Here is a 17,929-nt window from a genome sequence, read left to right on the forward strand (position 1 = left end):
GTCCTTTATGACGAAATGATTGAGAGGTACAACAATGTCGGACCATATGAGTCAGGTCTTTATAATCGTATCTTTAAAACACTAAAGGAACTCCCAAAATTCACTGTTTTATGAGAGTTCCGCCTATTTTCAGAACATGGCGTTGACCGCAAACTGTGGGGAAACCTGGATACTCTTGTTGTGACCTGCAAAATAGAAAGCAGAACCAACAATCACCCCCCAACGTGGGTTCCAGTTATATTCAAACGCAGGCGCAATCTGCCAATCCGTTCCGGCAGACCCTGTTTTATGGATGTAATTGCCATTACTATCATGCCCACGTAACGTTGATCCATTGGACCAATCTCGCGCAAGATCCATGGCCAGCACCCATTTCTGACTTAAACCGTATTCCAATGAAAAACCTGTCTGGCCGCTCATGCCCGGCTGCCCACGGCCACGAAAGCCATGCGCTGTGCCATAACTGGTGACATCTGTAAGTTTGGCCGAGGTGACAGCACGCCGGAACCAGTTCCATACACGCAAGCGTAATTCATGGTTGCCTGGCAACGTATAAGTAGATTGCTCAGTTAAGGCAAAACGGAAAACATATGCGCCGCTCCCCACTCCATCCTGCTTATCTCCCAGTTTTTTATAATCCCCTGTAGGGAAAATCATACCTACAAAAAGGTTGAAAGCCGGGATGTAATGTTTGGGATCAGGCCGCACCAAACGATAGATCAGATCAAACGGAACATCGCCTGTTTTAGGACCATGAGAATGTCCATCTGCATGTTTCCATCCATAATCGACAATAGTATGCAACTGGATGCTGAAATCCTGAGAGATCCCGTATTTCCAGAGCGTTGAATTGGAAAACATGCGTTGCATGGGATGAGATGCAGGCCCTGCTCGCCCATGCGCATCAAAAGACCCTAAAGGCTGACTATAGGAATAATAGGGTTCAACATTCAGCACCCCTTCCCGCGTTGTGCCGGAAGGGGAAACGAGTGAGCCTGTATACCACTGATCTGCATGGGCAGAAGCAAAACTACCCGTGGATGCAAGAAAGCAGACAAGTGCTTTTCTTACGGAAACCTTGCTACCCGCATATACCCATTGCTTAAGGCGTACTCTCATTCAATTACTTATCCTGCTAAGTTTTTTTGCTCAAAAGCCAGCGCTAAACGCTTTTTGAATCTCTGCAGCTGTGGTTTTGCCATTAGCCAGCAGAAGCTGCAGAAGTATCCGTGCCTTTTGCGGGTTGAGATCCATAGAGGCCACAAGCCCATAGTGATCATCATCAACTTCCACATCGCGGTTTACAAAACCGTTGCCCACGCGGGTGGAACGCACAACAACAACCCCAGCTTTTGTGGCGCGCTCTATGCCTGCCAATGCATCTGTTGAAACATTGCCATCACCCATACCCGCAATCACAATGCCTCGCGCTCCACCTTTCACGGCATCATCAATCTGCTGCGCATCCATGTCTGCATGGGCATAAACAATTTGCACTCGTGGCAGTTTGTGGTCTGCTGGCAGATCAAGATGCTGCTGAGGCTTGGCTGGCGCCACAAAGCGCACACTTGCCGGATCAACATAACCAACCGGACCAAGATTAGGTGAATGGAAGGTTTGCAGTGCAGTGGTATGCATTTTGCTGACACCACGCGCAGACTGCACCTCATCATTCAATACCACCATTACGCCTCGCCCACGGGCCTGCGGATCAGCCGCAACCTTTACGGCTTCATACATATTGGCGGGGCCATCTGCGCTAATGGCCGTGCTCGGTCGCATTGCGCCCGTTAAAATAATCGGGCGTGCATCTGCAATTACGTTATCCAGAAAGAAAGCTGTTTCCTCCATTGTGTCTGTCCCGTGGGTGATCACAACGGCATCTGCTTCATTATTGGCAAAAGCCCGACGAATACGCTCAGCCAGCTTGAACCAGACTTGGCTGTTCATGTTCTGGGATGCGATGTTGGATATCTGTTCCACCTGCAACTGCGCCAGTTTTTCAACGCCAGGCACACCTGCAATCAACTGTTCACCAGTTACGGCACCGGCATCATATCCAATAGCGGAACGGGTATCAGCCTTACCGGATATTGTGCCCCCCGTAGCCAGCACAAGCACACGTGGTAAGGAGACCTGCTGATGGGCCGCAAGAGGTGCAGATGCCCCTTCTGCATGAGAAAAAACAGGCATAACAGAGGCTACCCCCAGAATTGCAGCAAGAATAGGCAGACCACGCACAGAAACCATAAAACAACACTCTTTCTAACAAAGGGAGATAAAGGAATGCCCTTACCTCCCCTTGTCGTCATTTAAAAACCAAATCTACCGAAAGGAGCGCTCTCTCCTTCCGGACACAATTTTCATTACGCCTGAGACTTCACAAACTCAGCGTGATATTCATCCACCATCTTGCGCAATGAACGCCCGATTGCGGCATACTGGAATTCATTAAGATTGGCGAGAGAAGCACGAGCTGAAGGACGCGTAGCCCCAAACCCAGCACCGGGAAGCAGCACAATACCGGTTTCATCTGCAATTCGGAACAGAATTTCACCTGTGCTGGCCCGCTTGAGCATCCACTGCGCAAACTCTTCGCCATACAGAGCGCGACAAGTATCTTCCAGATCAATCAGCGTATAGTAATCTACTGCATTGGCATCTTCCGATGGTGCCACACCCAGCTCATGGTAAAGCGCAGCTTCACGGCGGCGAATAACACTCTTAAGCGTGGCTTTATAACGGCCTTCGTGATCCATCAGCGCAAACAGAGAGAACAGCACCATCTGGACCTGTTGCGGTGTAGAAAGGCCTGCCGTGTGGTTAAGAGCCACGGCACGGCTATCTGCCACCAACCGATCAATAAACTTCAGATCAGCTGAATCTGTTGTCAGGCTGGAATAGCGCTTTGCCAATGCGGCTTTTGCATCTGCCGGAAGCTGCGCCAGACGTGCATCAATCGCGTTATCCTTGTGCATCCCGATAACACCCAGACGCCAACCCGTTGCCCCAAAGTATTTGGAGAAGGAATAAACAAGAATGGTGTTGCGCGGGCAGATTGCATACAGCGAACGGAAGCCATCAGCAAACGTGCCATACACATCATCTGTTAAAATCATCAGCTCGGGACGATCTTTAACAATAGCGGCAATCTTCTCCAGCGATGCATCATTCATCTTGACTGATGGCGGGTTGCTGGGGTTCACGCAGAAGAACATTTTAACGGCCGGGTCACGCAGCTTTTCCAGCTCGCTTTCTGGATACTGCCAATCCAGAGAAGGATCTGCCTGCACGGGCACAACTTCCAGACCGTATTCTTCAAGCTGCGGGATTTCGATATAAGGGGAGAAGATCGGCATGCCGATTGCCACCTTGTCTCCCTTTTTGATCAGATCATTCTGCTTGAGAGAATTGAACACATAGGCCATAGCCGCTGTGCCGCCCTCGGTTGCAAAAAAGTCTGTGGAATCCAGAGAAATTCTACCACCCACCATTTCACGCAGAACGTACTGGCCAACAATTTTTTCGCTCAATGTCAGCATACGTGGTGGTGTTGGATAGTAGCAGCCTAGAATACCCTCAACCATTTCAACAAGGAATGTATCTGCTGGCAGGCCCATCTGGTCGCGCACATAACTTAAGGCATGCCCCAGAAGAGCGGCTTCCTCTTTATCTTCGTTGCTTTCAATAAACCGATCAAAACGTGCTTCAATCCCTTCAATACGGACTGTACCGCCAAGACCGGGAGAGAGATAGGAAAGAGAAAGGCGCGCTTCAGCCAAAGCATATTGCCCCAACAGGAAAAAGGCAGCACGTGGCAGTGTTGCCAAAAAGTTGGGGTTGCCACGGCCAGCGTTCAGCATAACGCGGTCAGCCTTTGATGATGCCAGGCTGATGAGCGTGTCTTTAAGTTCAAATGGGCTGAGATCACGAAATTTCGAATAATCGAGTGTCATTATTGCGTTTCCTTCTTTTCAGTATTCAGGAAAATGCGACCACAAGTGGCCCAAGTAGCGTAAGCAATACGTTTGCAACTGCGTAAGTAATGGCAAAGGGTGTTGTGGGAACGGCATTTCCTGCCTTGTTCAACACCTCGCCAAAAGCTGGATTGGCACTGCGAGAACCTGCCAAAGCACCTGCAAAAATGGCCGTATTGTTATAGCGCAGCACGTAGCGCCCAAAGAGCATGGTGAGGATAAGCGGCACCAATGTAACCACTACGCCCAACAGAAAGAGCGTAATACCGTGCTGCATGATGGTAGCAATAGCCTGCTGGCCCGTTTGCAAGCCCGTTACGGCCACAAAGCCTGCCAACCCGAAGTCCACCAGAAAAGTTGAGGCACCCTGCGGCATATTCCCCATAACGGGATGGCGGCTTTGATACCAACCAAACAGCAACCCGGAAAGCAGAGCCCCACCGCCACTACCAAGAGTAAGGGGGACTGACCCCATATGCACCACACCCAAACCGATCAGCAAACCAAGGGCAACGCCCAGAGAATGGAAAACGAGATCGGTTTTAATGCTTGGAAGCAGGATCGTCCCAATCTGCGTGGCTGCACGCTGCACATCGGCAGACGTACCAAGCAGGGTAACAATATCTCCATCCTTTACCTGCATGGAGCCCGTAACAGGCATTGCCTTACCTGCACGGGAGAGCGCGACCAGATAAACACCGTGACGCACAGCTGCGGAAAGAGACTGTACGCATTGATCAACAGTTTTTCCGACAAAATCCTTACGAGACAAAACAACATCCCGACGGATAAGGGAAAGATCAAGGCCGGGAACATCACCAATTTCCTGCCCGATCTTCTGCCCTACAGCCAGAACCTCTGAGCGCTGCCCAACGAGCAGAAGCTGATCACCCGGCAGCAGCGCAGCATCGGCCCCTACACCGGCAGGTTTGCCATTGCGCAGCACCTGTTCCACCGTAACGCCTGCAGCCAGGCTTTCCACACCAGCAATAGTGAGATCAGACTGCGTTAGACGATACGCACGCCCAACAAGATTAGGAAAAGCAGAAACCTCTCCCTCACCCATAACATGCACACCGCCCGCCTGCTCGGCTTCAGCACGAATAGCATCTTCACGGATGCCGCGCTTCATGAACCACGGCAAAACGTTAACACACAGAAAAATGGGCCCAAGGGAGCCAAAGATATACGTTACGGCATAGCCAACAGCGACATTGCCCTGAAGCTGCTGCACCTGCGCAAGCGGCAGACCAATTTTTTCCAAGGACGAGCCTGCCGTACCAATAATGGCCGACTGGGTAAGCCCCCCTGCCGCAAGCCCTGCTGCAAGCCCCTTATCAAGGTGGAATATGCGCGCAACCGCTACAACGGTAATCAATCCCGTAATAGCCAACACAACGACCATCAGAATTTCTTTAAGAGACTGCCGCCCCAATGAACGAAAAAACTGCGGGCCGCTTTGATAGCCCACGGCATAGATAAAAAGAGCGAACAGAACGCTCTTGATACCAGAATCAATATGAACGCCCACTTGGCTGATAAGCACAGCTGCTAAAAGCGAGCCCGCTACACCGCCAAGCTGGAACGAGCCAAAGCGAAATCGCCCGATCCAGCACCCTATAACAAGTGCAAGAAACAAGGCCATTTCTGGACACGCACCAAACAGGCTGGATAAAAGAGTAGTGAATGCGTGCAAAATGTAGTTCCTTGAGAATATATACTACCCGAACCCCGCAACATATAGATGAACTTACGTACTTGTAATTGATTCGAATCAATTAGGGTCTGTTAGATCTTGAATTTCTTCCCATATTGTAGGGATGGAAGAAGGAGACAGAACAGGCACCTTTACGGACGAGACATGGGCGATCTGGGAACCTCTGATTGAGGAGGTTCGCCCGAGGGGCAAGACGTCGCCACATGATCTGCGGCGGACGATAGCAGCGATTTTCTGGCGTCATGAGAATGGCGCGAAATGGCGGAGTATCCCCGCTGAACTGGGTCCGTGGTGGCGGGCTGCGCAGCTTTTCATCCGCTGGGCGAAGCTCGGCGTATGGGAGCGGCTGCTCGCACTGGTTCAGGAACAACAGGGAGTGGCATTCGGAATGACTTTTCTGGATGGCACGAACATCAGGGCTCACCACAAAGCGGCGGGAGCCCAAAAAAAGGGGCCTCTTTCGAAGAGCGAGACCATCGTGAAGCACTTGGCCGCTCTCGCGGCGGCTATGGCACAAAAGTCTGCGTGATCGCTGATGGACATGGAAAAGCCTTCGGTTTTGCGCTGGCCCCTGGACAGGCTCATGAACTGCCTCTGGCACCAGCCATGCTCGACAGCCTTCCCGCCACTCCCCTGTGGGTAGTAGCGGACAAGGGCTACGCGTCGAACGCCATGCGTGAACGGATATGGGACATGGGAGCACGGCCAGCCATTCCCGCGAAACGACGCGACGGCCCGGTCGCCTGCCCCAAATGGGCCTATCGGTGTCGGCATCTCGTTGAGAACCTCTGGGCTCGCCTCAAGGAGTGGCGCGCTGTCGCAACCAGATATGAAAAAACAGCAACGTCGTTCCTCGCGGTCATCCACATCGCTGCCGCAGCAGACTGGATCAAGCCCTAACAGGCCCTAGTGTTGCGTTTCCAAATGTCAGCAGCCTTCCACCTTTGATTTCTACGGGGTAATGGTGTGTTCCCTCTGTAAAAACACCCTGCCCGGAACCATACCCCACCACGACACCCGTTTCATGAAGCGTTAGATTGATGCTTCCATCCTCCTGCCGGCATTTGGGGTGTGCATAAGCAGGCATCATGCCTGCAAACATGGCGGATGCCATCCAGCACGCATGGAAAAGCTTATGGAAACGAAATATCATGGAAATATTTCTTTCTTTAAGTCATGGAAATATTTCTTTCTTTAAGTGATGTGGTTCTGTGCTTCCAATAATACCATGCGGTATCGTTTACAACATGGATAAAAAACTGTAGCGCTTGGTAAGCGGAGCATCATGCATGACTCCGCTTCCAAATGGAGGTTTATATGACACTCGAAGTCTTAAACGAAAAAAACAGCCACACTGTTTCAGACTCATTAAAGAAACATATTGAAACTCTTTTTTCGGGCCATGCCGATCGCATGGAGAAAAACCTGAAAATCCAGATCAAAACACTTCAGGATCAGCTTGAAACCCATGAGCACAAGAGACATGCGTCTCATCTCAAGTTCTGTCTTACAATGGCAGCTGCACTGGCAATATCAGCCATTGTGCATTTTCGGCACCGTAAAACACAGTAACTTTTTCTGAAAACACGGAGCATTTTCATGGCAGATCTTATTGTTGTTGGCTTTAATACCGAAGATGGCGCAAGCTTGGCGCGATTTGAGTGTTTTAAACTTCAGAAGGAATATCTTCTGGATCTGGAGGATGCCGTTGTTGTGCGTCGTACAGCAGATGGCAAGGTACATCTTGACCAATCCGTTAATCTGACTGCCCTTGGTTTTTCCATCGGCCTTGCCATGGGGGCATTCTGGGGCACCCTTCTGGGCCTGATCTTTCTTAATCCGCTGGCCGGTTTTGTGGCCGGAAGCGTTGCCGGAGCAGGAGCTGGCGCTCTGGATGGCAAGCTGAGTGATTATGGAATCAGTGATGATTTCATCAAGCAGGTTGGCGCCACACTTAAAAATGGCACATCCGCCCTTTTCATTCTTGTACGCAAAGCCCAGCCAGAAAAAGTTATTGAAGATCTGCGCTATATGAGTGGACACCCGCATATCCTTCAAACCTCACTGTCCCCCGAGGCCGAAGCAAAGCTGCGCAGTCTTATCGGCTGATATACTGCCCCGGTAATCCCCCCATTTTTAGTGGGGCATTGAATGAGAATTCAGGCAGCTGTTTTTAGTTTCTGGGCGGGGGTTAGCCCGCTGTTCCCCATGTTGGGTCTGTCATGGTTATATGTCCAGAGCCATTGTGTTGCGACCTCCTGCACGTCCTGAATGCTTTCAAACAAATACTGCTCCAGCCATTCCTGCCGGACAGTTCTGTTGTAGCGTTCAATATAGGCGTTCTGCTGCGGATTACCCGGTTGCGTATAGATCAGGGTAATCCCCTGTTTTTCGGCCCATGAAACCAACGTATGACTGACATATTCAGGGCCATTATCCATTCGGATGGCTTCTGGCCTGCCACGCCACTCCATAACCTGTTCCAGACAGCGGACAACCTGACAGGCTGGCAGGGAAAAATCAACCTCGATCGCCAGTCCTTCACGATTGAAGTCATCCAGAATGTTCAGGAGCCGAAAAGTACGTCCATCCAAAAGCCTGTCCGCCATGAAGTCCATGGACCAGACCCTGTTGGGAAGGGCCGGAACCGACAGCTTTTCAGGCTTTTCGCGAACCAGACGCTTGCGGGGTTTAATCCGCAGGTTGAGTTCCAGTTCCCGATAGATCCGATAAACCCGCTTATGATTCCAGACATGTCCCTGCACATTGCGCAGATACAGGAAACACAGACCAAATCCCCATCTCCTGTGAGCCTGGGTCAGTCCCACCAGAAGAGCGGCAATCCTGTCGTTCTCCGCTGCCAGTCGCGGACGATAGCGAAAGCAGGTCGCGGATATCCCAAAAATCCGACAGGCCAGCGCAATGCTGACCCCATGATGCGCCACAGCTTGTGCGGCCAGTTCCCGGCGCTGGGCTGGCCGCTTCATTTTTTTCCAAGGGCTTCCTTCAGGATATCCGTCTGCATGCTCAGATCCGCATACATGCGCTTCAGCCGACGGTTCTCCTCTTCCAGAGCCTTCATCTGACTGATCATCGAAGCATCCATGCCGCCATATTTCGCGCGCCACCGGTAAAACGTGGCGTTGCTGATCCCATGCTCCCGGCACAGGTCAGGAACCGGGACACCGCCCTCAGCCTGGCGGATCACACCCATGATCTGCGCGTCAGTAAAGCGATCACTCTTCATCAGAATCTCCTCAATTCTTACGCTGAGAAAATTCTCATCCAAAAGTCACTCTTTTTATGGGGGGATTACCGGTGACAGGGCCAATCAGGCGCAACTCGACCAGCTGACGCTGACGGCTGCGCGTGCAGTCGATACGACAGCATCGTCTTACGACGTGGGCTTCATGGTCCGGGGGCTCTACGGTGCCGAGGGGCGGTACTTTGATATTGCAGGCATCACAGACCGGTTAATGACCAGTCGTTACCAGTTCATTGTGCCTCAGGCCCATCTCGACGTTCACCTGCCTTGGTTAACCCCCCATGGTCTGGACATGCAGGCTGGCATACTGGCCCTCCCCTATGGGCGTGGAATCCCTTGACCCCTCACTCCGTCCTTTCTATACCCTGTCCTATACGACTGAGTATTCCACGCCGTTCGAGCATGTGGGCGCAATGTTTCAATGGCACCTGACCGACCATATCGACGCATTATTCGGAGTGGACACGGGCAATCAGGTCTCGTTCGGGGGAGGTGACAACAATCATACTGCTGCGGGATATTTCGGTCTGACAGCGTCCAGTCTGGCAAATGGCAAACTGTCTCTGACATACCTCGGTCGCGTCGGTCCTGAAAACTCTACCCGGTCCCTCGGACAGCGTGCAAACTCGGCTCAACGTTACTGGAATGATCTTAGCGGAAGTTACAAGATTTCAGACCGACTGACCTTCACCGGTGAGCTGAACTTCCTGCACGATGAAGGGCTTCATGCCAACACCTACAGCTTCGTAAGCTACCTTTCCTATCAATTAACTCCCACACTTCTTCTAAATTACCGCGGCGAGATCTATCGTGATGATACCGGTCTGTTTGTAACATCCTTCATCGCAAATAATGCCTACATGCAAGCGACGCTCGGTAAACCCACCGTCACGCAATCAGCATCGCCGACGACGTACGGTGCCCTGACACTGGGTGCTACCTGGCGTCCCGTGCTCGGTCATTCCGTCAAGTTGTTCGAGATCCGTCCTGAAGTCCGGTTTGATCGCTCACTGAACGGAACGAGGCCATTTAATGACCTTAGAAATGTTGGTCAGTTCACTTTCGGAGCTGATGCGGTATTAGGTTTCTAACTACGCAGACATAGGCTAAAAAGGACGGCAAAGGCTATGATTAAAAACATACCAGGATTTGAGAAGATTTCTTCTATTTTCGATCTTTTTGAAGAGATCGCTATGCTGGTTCTTACGCTCGGCATCATGGTCGTCGCGGCCCTTGGTCTCATACATGTGCTATACGCCGTTTTTGAAATGCTCCGAACAGCAACCCTTTCCCCGACCAATCCTGTGGTTCTACAGAGCCTTTTTGGTCTGTTTTTTACAGTCCTGATTGCACTGGAATTCAAACACTCTATTCTTGTCTCGCCCGACACACCCTCGCACAGCATGGTCAGAATGCGGTCCGTCCTTCTCATCGGTATGATGGCGACCGTTCGCAAATTTATTGTCCTGGATCTCAGCGGCCTCGACGTCATGGAGGTTCTGGCACTCTCGGCGGCAATCCTGGCCTTGGGGATCGTCTATTGGCTCGTTCGTGGCAATAATAAAATAACGAGTTAACTCGGAGATCTCAGCATTTTAATTCTAGAGATAACGTCCGCTTTCGGAGCATTGTTTGGCTCTTTTCTATGTCTGACATGAGGCGGAAGCCGACCAAGGCTCTCCCTCAGAAACCAGTTAAAAGTAGATCAATAGCCTGGATGATTTCATCCTGATAAAGAGACAATGACGTCACGACTTTTTTCAGATCACGGTCAGGTACAGCAGCCATAAACTGTGTCATCATAACGAACGACTGGTCATCGACTACGAAAATCGGATTCAGTCTCTTTGCCGGCCTGGGTGCCACTTTCTGTGATAAAAGCGGCACCACGATGCGGGTGCCCAACTCGTCCAGCAGGTCTGCCTGCACATCTAAAACGAAACGCGCTTCACCTCGTCCGGCCAAACAATACACATCAAAACGCGCCATTCAGAAGTTCCGATAATCCGCCAGAGGAAGACCATTCTTTTCGACATACTGTCGGGATGCTTCAAGAGAGGAGCGATTTTCTGCGAGCCATTGTTGAGCACGAACCGAAGCGATCGCTGACTTCAACCCCTGTTCGCAGGCCTGCGATATGTTGAGATCAAGCGATCTGGCTTCTTCGAGTAACTGAGCAGGTAACGTCACATTAGTGGGACGACGCAACGGGCTGGTGGAGTGCACACGAACCATAGCTTTGATCCTATTTACATGAGAACTGAAACATAGCACATATTTATACACATTTCCATGCGCATATTATCATCTCGCTATATGCCTGCTTTCAGAAAACTCCAGCAATTCCTGTTACGTCTGACATGAGGCAGAAGCCGAAGCAGAAGCTCCACTTATCCCTTAACCGGCCGTCCAATCCTCAGATCGCAACCCATCTACCCTCGTAAGTTCTCGTAAGTTTCCAGTCACAACGACAAGCCCCCTGCTTCGAGCGTGCCCGGCAATCATCAAATCGTATGGGCCGATGACACAGCCACGCTTTTCCAGCTCTGCCCTGATTTCCGCTGTATGGGCTGCGGCGTCATCATCAAACGGCAAAACAGACAGACGTGCGGCAAAATGCTCAACCTCACGTCGAATCTTTGCCGGATCGTGAGATTTTTCGGCTCCATAGAGAAGTTCGTAAAGCACGACATCCGAGATGCAGAGCGCCTCGGCGTTATCATTGAAACGCTCACGCAAGCCTTGCGGACGATCACGCAGGACACGAATGCAAAAGTTTGTATCCAGAAGATAACGAAGCATCAGAAGCTTTCGCGTTCCTGCATCCTCGGCTGATCACGCTCAGGCAGTGGAGTGCCCGGCGCGGCAAAGAAATCGTCCCATGCGGCATTTGCAGGTGCGATTATACGACGCGCACCGTCCGGGATGATCACGACGTCTTTCAGGTTGACGTCAAATGCAACCGCTTTGGGAAGACGCACGGCCTGGGAGCGATTGGACAGAAAGAGCGTCGTGCGGGTGAGCATCGTAACCTCCATTTGGGATATGCCGACAGTATATCCAAACTCTTGCCGGGTAACAATGGAATTCGCTCGCAATACTGGCCAGACCATTTTCCCCCAACCCTGCTCTCAGGGCACGGCGATCAATGACCAGAATCCCAGTTTGCGCTTATGTGAAGCCTTCAACCGGGTCATGAACGTTTCATGGGATTCCATGCCTTCAGCCATGGTCAACATGGGTGCAAGTCGCTGACAGGACGCAAGATCCTTTGCGGCATAGGCGTAGTAACGGGAAAGCGCCCTGTCCAGCACGGCCTCGACCAGCAGACGGTAGAGCAGCGTCGCTTCGTTGGGATAAGCTTCAGATAGACGTTCCGCTGCCGGACGCAGCGTCCCGTAGTCCCGTCCGTCCAGTTCCGCTGTATGATGCCGCACGAGACGGGCAGCTTCGTCGAGAGCGGGCCATTCCAGAAGAGTAGACAGGGCCGCGCTTCTATTCGAGAAATTCCGGATGTGATTGAGCGCCTGCTCTTCGGCGTCGATCGCATCATAATCACTGAGATGACGCTGATAGGCTTTCCAGTGCGGCAGGCTCAGGCGTTCCCGAAAAACGTTCCATCGCAGAGCCTGAGCTTTGTCTCGGTCTCCAACGGCCTCGTATGCTTCAATCCGCAGATCGTCGTTTTCCTTGTAAAAGCGAGAGTTCTCTTCAGTTTCCCGGTCGAGCCAGTCAAGTGCCTCCCGGGCGCGCCCCTTGTCCAGCAAGCGGCGTGCGACGTCGCCGGTATAGGCATACTGGCGGTCACTCAGGCTGACAGCTTCACTATACGCATCAACGTCACCCATGGCATCCGCAAGATCCCGCAGGTGCCTGATCACCTGCATACGCGCGATGTCGGTATGATAATCGCTATTCCCCTTTGACGCAGGAAGGTCGCGCAGTCGTGCCAGAAGCATAGTTCTGAGCATGGCTGCGCCCGTTTCGCCTAATGCCGTGCCGCACGCGGCGAGCAGACGATCACAGGTGCCATACCCGTCATCATCGAGAAGCGTAAGAAGGTCTGTGACAACGATGGCGGGATCCCGGTTGGCCTGTCGTCCCCAGAGAACGCCAAGATCAGAAGCGGCCTCCCGGAAGACGTCCGACAGGTATCCGGAACTGTCGTCCGAGCGCTCGTAGACGGATGGGGCAATCTCCACAAGCAGCCTCATGGCTGAAATGGCCTGCCCGACATCGGCAGAGGCAACGTCACCCAGGATGGATTGCCGCAAGGTATCAAGTTCAGCAGCCAGAGGACGGATCCGGTCCCAGGGCAGAAACCCACGGGAACGCTGGATCGTGCGCAGTCTCTTTTCGATCTCCTTGCCGAGTTTATCCTTCGCGTGAACCGCTGTCAGCGCCATGCGAAGCCTGCGGGTCAGTGCGGTGTCCTGCCCTGCCAGTTCGATGAGCAGGTCCGCAAGTCGGTCCGCACCAAGCGCCTTCAGATTATCCTTCGTGACAGTCGTGCCGACTTTCGCTGAGGCACGGGACTTGGGCTTTTCAGAGGGATTTCGAGTCATGGAAGCAGGTTATGGCTCTCCCTCAGGAAGCGCAATCGCCCAGTGTTGGTCCGGCGTGTCAGGGCCTTCCTTTCATCGGATACGCCCATCCAAGCCGGACGGACGTATCCGATGTCAGCTATTCACCCCCTGGTTTTTACCCAGAAGCGCCCGGTGGCGGTCCTTCGTGACTCCCATCCTGCATTTTTGAGCATAACAAGCAGCTCTTTTTCCGGCGGCACATCGATCACGTTTTGCATGATTTCTGCCAAGGTTGTTCTTTCTCGCGCAGCCAGGAACGCGGCCAGAGTCACCGCGATCAGCGCTGGCGGCGACAGAGATGGCACAGGAACTGCCTCAATCCGAAGCCCTTCCCGTTCGAGATGATCGACGATGCGATGGAGCCCAAGAAATTGCACCCCGGCCAGACGATCATCAGCGTAAACGCCGCTTCCAGCCGCGTCACAGATCATGTCCCAGAGTCGATCTATCACGGTTGGTGGCAGATGCTGAGACATTGTCCTGCGGTCTATGGTCTCCCAGCGCAGAAGTTCATCATCTTCACCCACCATGACTTCGATCTGGTCCGTAGTCACATTGTAGCGGATCCGTCCTTTCAGTCTGGCACGGATTTCAACACGCATTTCGTTATCTTCGTACACGATCTTTCACCTTCAATTGTATGGAAGATTGGGAGGCGAGCGATCACGGTGGTCCGGTAGACCAAGGCACGAAGCGGGTACTAAACGCAGGAAAATCGTTGTGGTCCAGTGGGACCTTTAAACAGTTGCGCGGGGCTATTTCCTGCCGTTTTGGTGTTGCCCGAAGTTGTGCATAATTGCGCCCATCTGCCTGAAATTGCCTATTTATCCCTGCCCTTTCACGGCGGCAACACGGGTTCGAATCCCGTACGGGACGCCAAGTTTTTCAAGGACTTGCAGCAGGTTAATCTGAAAATCGTTGATTTTTGAGCCAATCCCGAGCCAAACTGGGAGAGGATCGAATAACGATGACCAAATCACCAAAAGAGACCCTCAAGGACCCTGTAACAGGGAAGCCGTTGCCCAAAGGCGTCTGGTATCGTGGCCCCGGCCAGTATCAGGCCCGCAGGATGGTGAACGGCAAACGTCACCGCGAAACCTTCGCGTCAGCCAGTCTTGCCCGCCGCTGGCTCCAGGACGTACGCGCCAAGGCGCATGTGGGCCAACTTGAGCCCCCCGCACGCAAGAGAAACCAGATTACTTTTGGCGAACTCTTTGAGCGCTTTGGTCGGGAACGCATGACAGAGCGCGATGCCGATCGTATGGGTCACCTTCCGGCCCTTCTTGGTTCCGACATTGCCTCATTGAAAATCGACAAATGGACCAACAGCGACGTCCGGAACTTTCGACGCGGAAATCTCACAGAAGGGTTGTACATCGGGTTAGATTATGAAAAAGTCTGTTTTGCACAAAAGAAATTTTCGTAAGCTATAAGAAAACCCGATGCAGACAGAGTGTAGCGCAGGCGCGTATGAGTTTCCAGCCTCCTGTGGACGGCGTGTTGTGGCCCGTTTTGACGGGGGTCGCATGAGTTCGGATGGGGGCATCATTCTGGTGAAGCAGGCTGATGACATTCTGGGTCTCAGCCGCCGCTTTGCTGCCTGTTTTCGCGATAAGCGGCATCCCGGCTTTGTGGAATACCGGGTTGAAGACCTTGTCCGTCAGCGGATCATGGGCCTGGCACTGGGCTATGAAGATCTCAATGATCACGATGCCCTGCGGCATGACCTGATCTTTGGTCTGGCCTCGGGCCGTCTGTCAGGAGGCCGGGCAAACTGCGCAGCATTGGCTGGCAAATCTACACTGAACCGGTTGGAGCGCAGTGGGCAGCAGGCAGATCGTTACTGCCGCATCATTGCTGATCATGAGGCCCTGGCGGAGCTGTTCGTGACGCTTTTCATGGACCAGCATGAGCGCGCACCCGCCCGGATCGTTCTGGATGTGGATGCCACCGATGACCGTATCCATGGCCATCAGGAAGGCCGCGCCTTTCATGGATATTACGGCCATAACTGTTATCTTCCCCTGTATGTCTTCTTCTGTGGTTGCCGTCCGTTATGCAAGAGTTTTCTGACCCATATTGACGTGTGATCGTGTGCGGTCTTCTGTAAGGCCTGTTGATGTGGCCTTTCAGAAGCCACTGGCCGGTATGGTGATCAGCGGATCAGATCCAAATCTGCGGGGCGTGCTTGAAAGTACGAAAAGACATACTGGTTTTTCCGATCCGGATCAAACGATCATGCGCCCATTCAGGTCATCGCCCTCTCACACCCCTACCGGTTCCATCCGCGGGAGCCGAGCCATCGCTCAGGCTGCCACGGACAGGGCCGGATCCCGATAATCCTCCTGTTTCGTTGCCATGGCCCAGATTGCCCTTGCCATCCTGTTGGCCAGGGCAATCGCTACCAGCATACGGGGCTTGCGGGCCAGCATCCGTGCCAGCCAGCTTCCCGGTGCTGGGCCCTTGCGACTGGCCCAGTTCACCTGGGTCATGGCACCCATGATGAGAAGCCTGCGGATATCAGCCTGTCCGGCTTTTGATATCCTCCCCAGCCTTTCCTTTCCGCCAGATGAGAACTGCCGGGGCACCAGTCCCAGCCACGCAGCAAAGTCGCGCCCGCGCCGGAAGGTCTGCAGGTCAGGCGCAAAAGCCTCAACCGCAAGAGCGGTCAGAGGACCCACTCCAGGCATGCTCTGCAATCTGCAGGCGGTTTCACTTCCCTGGGCAAGCATCCTGATCTTCTTTGTTCTGGCATCAATTCGCACACTCTGCTCCGAAATCTGTTGCAGCAGATCAAGGCATTCCTGCCTTACAAGCTCTGGCAGAACTGCCTCATCCAGCATGGCCTCAATGCGTTTGATATGCGCAATCCCCTGTGGCACGACGAGACCGAATTCATACAGAACGGCACGCAGGGCATTCACCAGTTCCGTGCGTTGGTGCACCAGACGCTCGCGGGAGCGAAAGAGAACGCTTCGGGCCTGCTGCGCTTGAGTGCGCGGTTCGACAAAGCGCATTTCCGGCTGACGGGCCGCAATGACGATCGCTTCCGCGTCGGCAGCATCGTTCTTCTGCCGCTTCACGAAAGGCTTCACATACTGCGGAGCGATCAGTCTGACCTCGTGACCAGATGCCGCCAGTTCGCGGGCCCAGTAATGCGCGCTCCCGCACGCTTCAAGAACGACCAGAGCAGGCGGCTGCGTTGCCATGAACTGCATAAACTGCTGACGACGCAGCTTTTTGCGAAACATCACCTCGCCCGCACGCGAAGCTCCATGAACCTGGAAAATGGTCTTTGCCAGATCAACGCCAATCACTGTATCCTTCATCTGCCGTCCTTTCACGCGGTTGTTTTTACTCAACGACCATTCTGGCACATTGCGATGCCGTGCGGGGAGGACGGCAACCACCCCATCTGCGGGGACCATCTCCTCAGCGCTACCCTGCGCACGGCAGACAGGGACCCGGGGAAGGAAGCACTGGCAGACATCCGCCGGATCGTGGAGCAGATCAGGAGCCGTTGGCCCCGGGTGCGTATCCTGGTGCGTGGGGACAGCGGTTTCGCCCGGGACAGTCTGATGACATGGTGCGAAGACAACCACGTTGACTTCCTGTTCGGGCTTGCAGGCAACACCCGCCTGTATGACCGGATTGCCTCTTTGTCCGCTGAGGTTCGTGACGAAGCCGCCACGACAGGCAGAGCTGCGCGCGGTTTCGCCTCCTTTGACTGGATCACAAAGGACAGCTGGACGCGCCGCAGGCGGGTGGTGGCCAAGGCCGAATGGCGCCACGGCAACCGCTATCATCGCTTTATTGTCACCACGCTACCGCAGGGAATGTCCGACCCCCGCCATCTCTACGAACAGATTTACTGCGCACGCGGGGATATGGAAAACCGCATCAAGGAATGCCAGATGGATCTGTTCTCAGACAGGACCTCGTCCCACACCATCCGGGCCAACCAGCTCCGGCTGTGGTTCTCGGCCGCAGCCTATGTCCTGCTGACCGCTCTGCAAAGACTGGCCCTTGGCCAGACCAGCCTGGAGACGGCGACCTGTGGCACCATACGCGCACGGCTGCTCAAAATCGCGACACGTGTAACGCTCAGCGTCCGTCGGATTGTCCTGTCCATGCCGGACATGTTCCCCTGTCAGCATGAATTCGCCCTCGCTCATGCACGATTGCGAAGGCTCCGGCAGGCCATCTGAAGAAACAGACAGTGCACAGACCACATAGCTTCCACCAACACTGCCTTCTCAGGCCGTGACACCCTCACTGCGTTCAGAACCCGCCGCCAGAAGCAGAATATCGTCAATATTCCAGATCGGGCTCCTGTGGGATGACTGAATTCTACAAAATAACCCGAAATTGCCTCAAGTGTGAG

The 17,929-nt window shown here is 53.3% G+C and carries 20 protein-coding genes and 2 pseudogenes; 9 read left to right on the forward strand and 13 right to left on the reverse strand.

Annotated features, from left to right (window positions below):
- Positions 1–129 precede the first annotated feature (129 nt).
- The 4 genes from QQM41_RS13345 to aspT form a co-directional block, all read right to left on the reverse strand.
- Entirely contained in the window at positions 130–1,119 is a 990-nt protein-coding gene (locus QQM41_RS13345) for a hypothetical protein (RefSeq protein ID WP_050820017.1), read from the reverse strand.
- A gap of 30 nt (positions 1,120–1,149) precedes the next feature.
- Positions 1,150–2,250: an asparaginase gene (locus QQM41_RS13350; protein WP_339078151.1), complete on the reverse strand. Its 1,101-nt coding sequence runs from the start codon at positions 2,248–2,250 to the stop codon at positions 1,150–1,152.
- A 116-nt stretch (positions 2,251–2,366) separates the two neighbouring features.
- On the reverse strand, positions 2,367–3,956 hold the full coding sequence (locus QQM41_RS13355) for a bifunctional aspartate transaminase/aspartate 4-decarboxylase (protein ID WP_339078152.1): 1,590 nt from the start codon (positions 3,954–3,956) through the stop codon (positions 2,367–2,369).
- A 25-nt stretch (positions 3,957–3,981) separates the two neighbouring features.
- Positions 3,982–5,622 (reverse strand): aspartate-alanine antiporter, encoded by a 1,641-nt coding sequence (gene aspT / locus QQM41_RS13360; protein ID WP_339078205.1) that lies wholly within the window; start codon positions 5,620–5,622, stop codon positions 3,982–3,984.
- 175 nt (positions 5,623–5,797) lie between these two features.
- Here aspT and QQM41_RS13365 point away from each other — a divergent pair.
- Positions 5,798–6,594, forward strand: a protein-coding gene (locus QQM41_RS13365; protein WP_275878335.1) for an IS5 family transposase whose coding sequence is annotated in 2 segments (ribosomal slippage) — positions 5,798–6,137 and positions 6,137–6,594 — 798 coding nt in all. Because the reading frame shifts where the segments join, the coding sequence is not laid out codon by codon here.
- Here the strand turns inward: QQM41_RS13365 and QQM41_RS13370 are convergent.
- Positions 6,584–6,847: a hypothetical protein gene (locus tag QQM41_RS13370; protein ID WP_042789021.1), complete on the reverse strand. Its 264-nt coding sequence runs from the start codon at positions 6,845–6,847 to the stop codon at positions 6,584–6,586. The genes QQM41_RS13365 and QQM41_RS13370 overlap by 11 nt on opposite strands.
- A gap of 152 nt (positions 6,848–6,999) precedes the next feature.
- On the opposite strand from QQM41_RS13370, the gene QQM41_RS13375 reads away from it, so the two are divergent.
- Both QQM41_RS13375 and QQM41_RS13380 read left to right on the forward strand, forming a co-directional pair.
- Entirely contained in the window at positions 7,000–7,266 is a 267-nt protein-coding gene (locus tag QQM41_RS13375) for a hypothetical protein (RefSeq protein WP_332341492.1), read from the forward strand.
- Positions 7,267–7,293: 27 nt separating this feature from the next.
- Positions 7,294–7,803 carry a DUF1269 domain-containing protein gene (locus QQM41_RS13380; RefSeq protein WP_042789023.1) on the forward strand — a complete coding sequence of 170 codons (510 nt, stop codon included), beginning with the start codon at positions 7,294–7,296 and terminating at the stop codon, positions 7,801–7,803.
- 50 nt (positions 7,804–7,853) lie between these two features.
- Here the strand turns inward: QQM41_RS13380 and QQM41_RS13385 are convergent.
- A protein-coding gene (locus QQM41_RS13385) for an IS3 family transposase (RefSeq protein WP_339078153.1) occupies positions 7,854–8,941 on the reverse strand; the annotation gives its coding sequence in 2 pieces (ribosomal slippage) (positions 7,854–8,680 and positions 8,680–8,941; 1,089 coding nt in all).
- On the opposite strand from QQM41_RS13385, the gene QQM41_RS13390 reads away from it, so the two are divergent.
- From QQM41_RS13390 to QQM41_RS13400, 3 genes are read left to right on the forward strand one after another with little or no spacing between them, the layout of a single operon-like run.
- Positions 8,907–9,299, forward strand: a complete 393-nt coding sequence (locus QQM41_RS13390) for an outer membrane beta-barrel protein (RefSeq protein ID WP_339078154.1) — start codon at positions 8,907–8,909, stop codon at positions 9,297–9,299. The genes QQM41_RS13385 and QQM41_RS13390 overlap by 35 nt on opposite strands.
- Entirely contained in the window at positions 9,280–10,050 is a 771-nt protein-coding gene (locus QQM41_RS13395) for an outer membrane beta-barrel protein (RefSeq protein WP_339078155.1), read from the forward strand. Before QQM41_RS13390 ends, QQM41_RS13395 begins: the two co-directional genes overlap by 20 nt.
- A gap of 36 nt (positions 10,051–10,086) precedes the next feature.
- Positions 10,087–10,536: a phosphate-starvation-inducible PsiE family protein gene (locus tag QQM41_RS13400; protein ID WP_035367481.1), complete on the forward strand. Its 450-nt coding sequence runs from the start codon at positions 10,087–10,089 to the stop codon at positions 10,534–10,536.
- Positions 10,537–10,642: 106 nt separating this feature from the next.
- On the opposite strand, the gene QQM41_RS13405 is transcribed toward QQM41_RS13400, so the two are convergent.
- From QQM41_RS13405 to QQM41_RS13430, 6 genes are all read right to left on the reverse strand, one after another.
- Complete coding sequence (locus QQM41_RS13405; protein ID WP_012813344.1) at positions 10,643–10,948, reverse strand: CcdB family protein; 306 nt, start codon at positions 10,946–10,948, stop codon at positions 10,643–10,645.
- Entirely contained in the window at positions 10,949–11,149 is a 201-nt protein-coding gene (locus QQM41_RS13410; RefSeq protein WP_012813343.1) for a type II toxin-antitoxin system CcdA family antitoxin, read from the reverse strand. It lies immediately after the preceding gene.
- A gap of 207 nt (positions 11,150–11,356) precedes the next feature.
- Positions 11,357–11,761, reverse strand: a complete 405-nt coding sequence (gene vapC, locus QQM41_RS13415) for a tRNA(fMet)-specific endonuclease VapC (RefSeq protein ID WP_003630720.1) — start codon at positions 11,759–11,761, stop codon at positions 11,357–11,359.
- Positions 11,761–11,985, reverse strand: a complete 225-nt coding sequence (gene vapB, locus QQM41_RS13420; RefSeq protein WP_012813340.1) for a type II toxin-antitoxin system VapB family antitoxin — start codon at positions 11,983–11,985, stop codon at positions 11,761–11,763. The genes vapC and vapB overlap by 1 nt, the downstream gene beginning before the upstream one ends.
- 105 nt (positions 11,986–12,090) lie before the next feature.
- Complete coding sequence (locus QQM41_RS13425; protein ID WP_339078156.1) at positions 12,091–13,524, reverse strand: DUF6880 family protein; 1,434 nt, start codon at positions 13,522–13,524, stop codon at positions 12,091–12,093.
- A 122-nt stretch (positions 13,525–13,646) separates the two neighbouring features.
- Positions 13,647–14,165: a hypothetical protein gene (locus QQM41_RS13430; protein WP_339078157.1), complete on the reverse strand. Its 519-nt coding sequence runs from the start codon at positions 14,163–14,165 to the stop codon at positions 13,647–13,649.
- 347 nt (positions 14,166–14,512) lie between these two features.
- Here QQM41_RS13430 and QQM41_RS13435 point away from each other — a divergent pair, with 347 nt between their 5' ends.
- Together QQM41_RS13435 and QQM41_RS13440 are read left to right on the forward strand one after the other, a co-directional pair.
- Positions 14,513–14,971: a hypothetical protein gene (locus QQM41_RS13435; protein WP_339078158.1), complete on the forward strand. Its 459-nt coding sequence runs from the start codon at positions 14,513–14,515 to the stop codon at positions 14,969–14,971.
- A 16-nt stretch (positions 14,972–14,987) separates the two neighbouring features.
- Positions 14,988–15,590 (forward strand): annotated as a pseudogene (locus tag QQM41_RS13440) (transposase); the annotation flags it as partial.
- Positions 15,591–15,851: 261 nt separating this feature from the next.
- On the opposite strand, the gene QQM41_RS13445 reads toward QQM41_RS13440, so the two are convergent.
- Positions 15,852–16,874, reverse strand: a complete 1,023-nt coding sequence (locus QQM41_RS13445) for an IS110 family transposase (protein WP_339076906.1) — start codon at positions 16,872–16,874, stop codon at positions 15,852–15,854.
- 87 nt (positions 16,875–16,961) lie between these two features.
- Here QQM41_RS13445 and QQM41_RS13450 point away from each other — a divergent pair.
- A pseudogene (locus tag QQM41_RS13450) lies at positions 16,962–17,753 on the forward strand (IS1380-like element IS1380A family transposase); the annotation flags it as partial.
- Positions 17,754–17,929: the final 176 nt, after the last annotated feature.

It is taken from the genome of Acetobacter sp. AC2005 (assembly GCF_037901235.1).
Lineage (GTDB): Bacteria > Pseudomonadota > Alphaproteobacteria > Acetobacterales > Acetobacteraceae > Acetobacter > Acetobacter oryzoeni.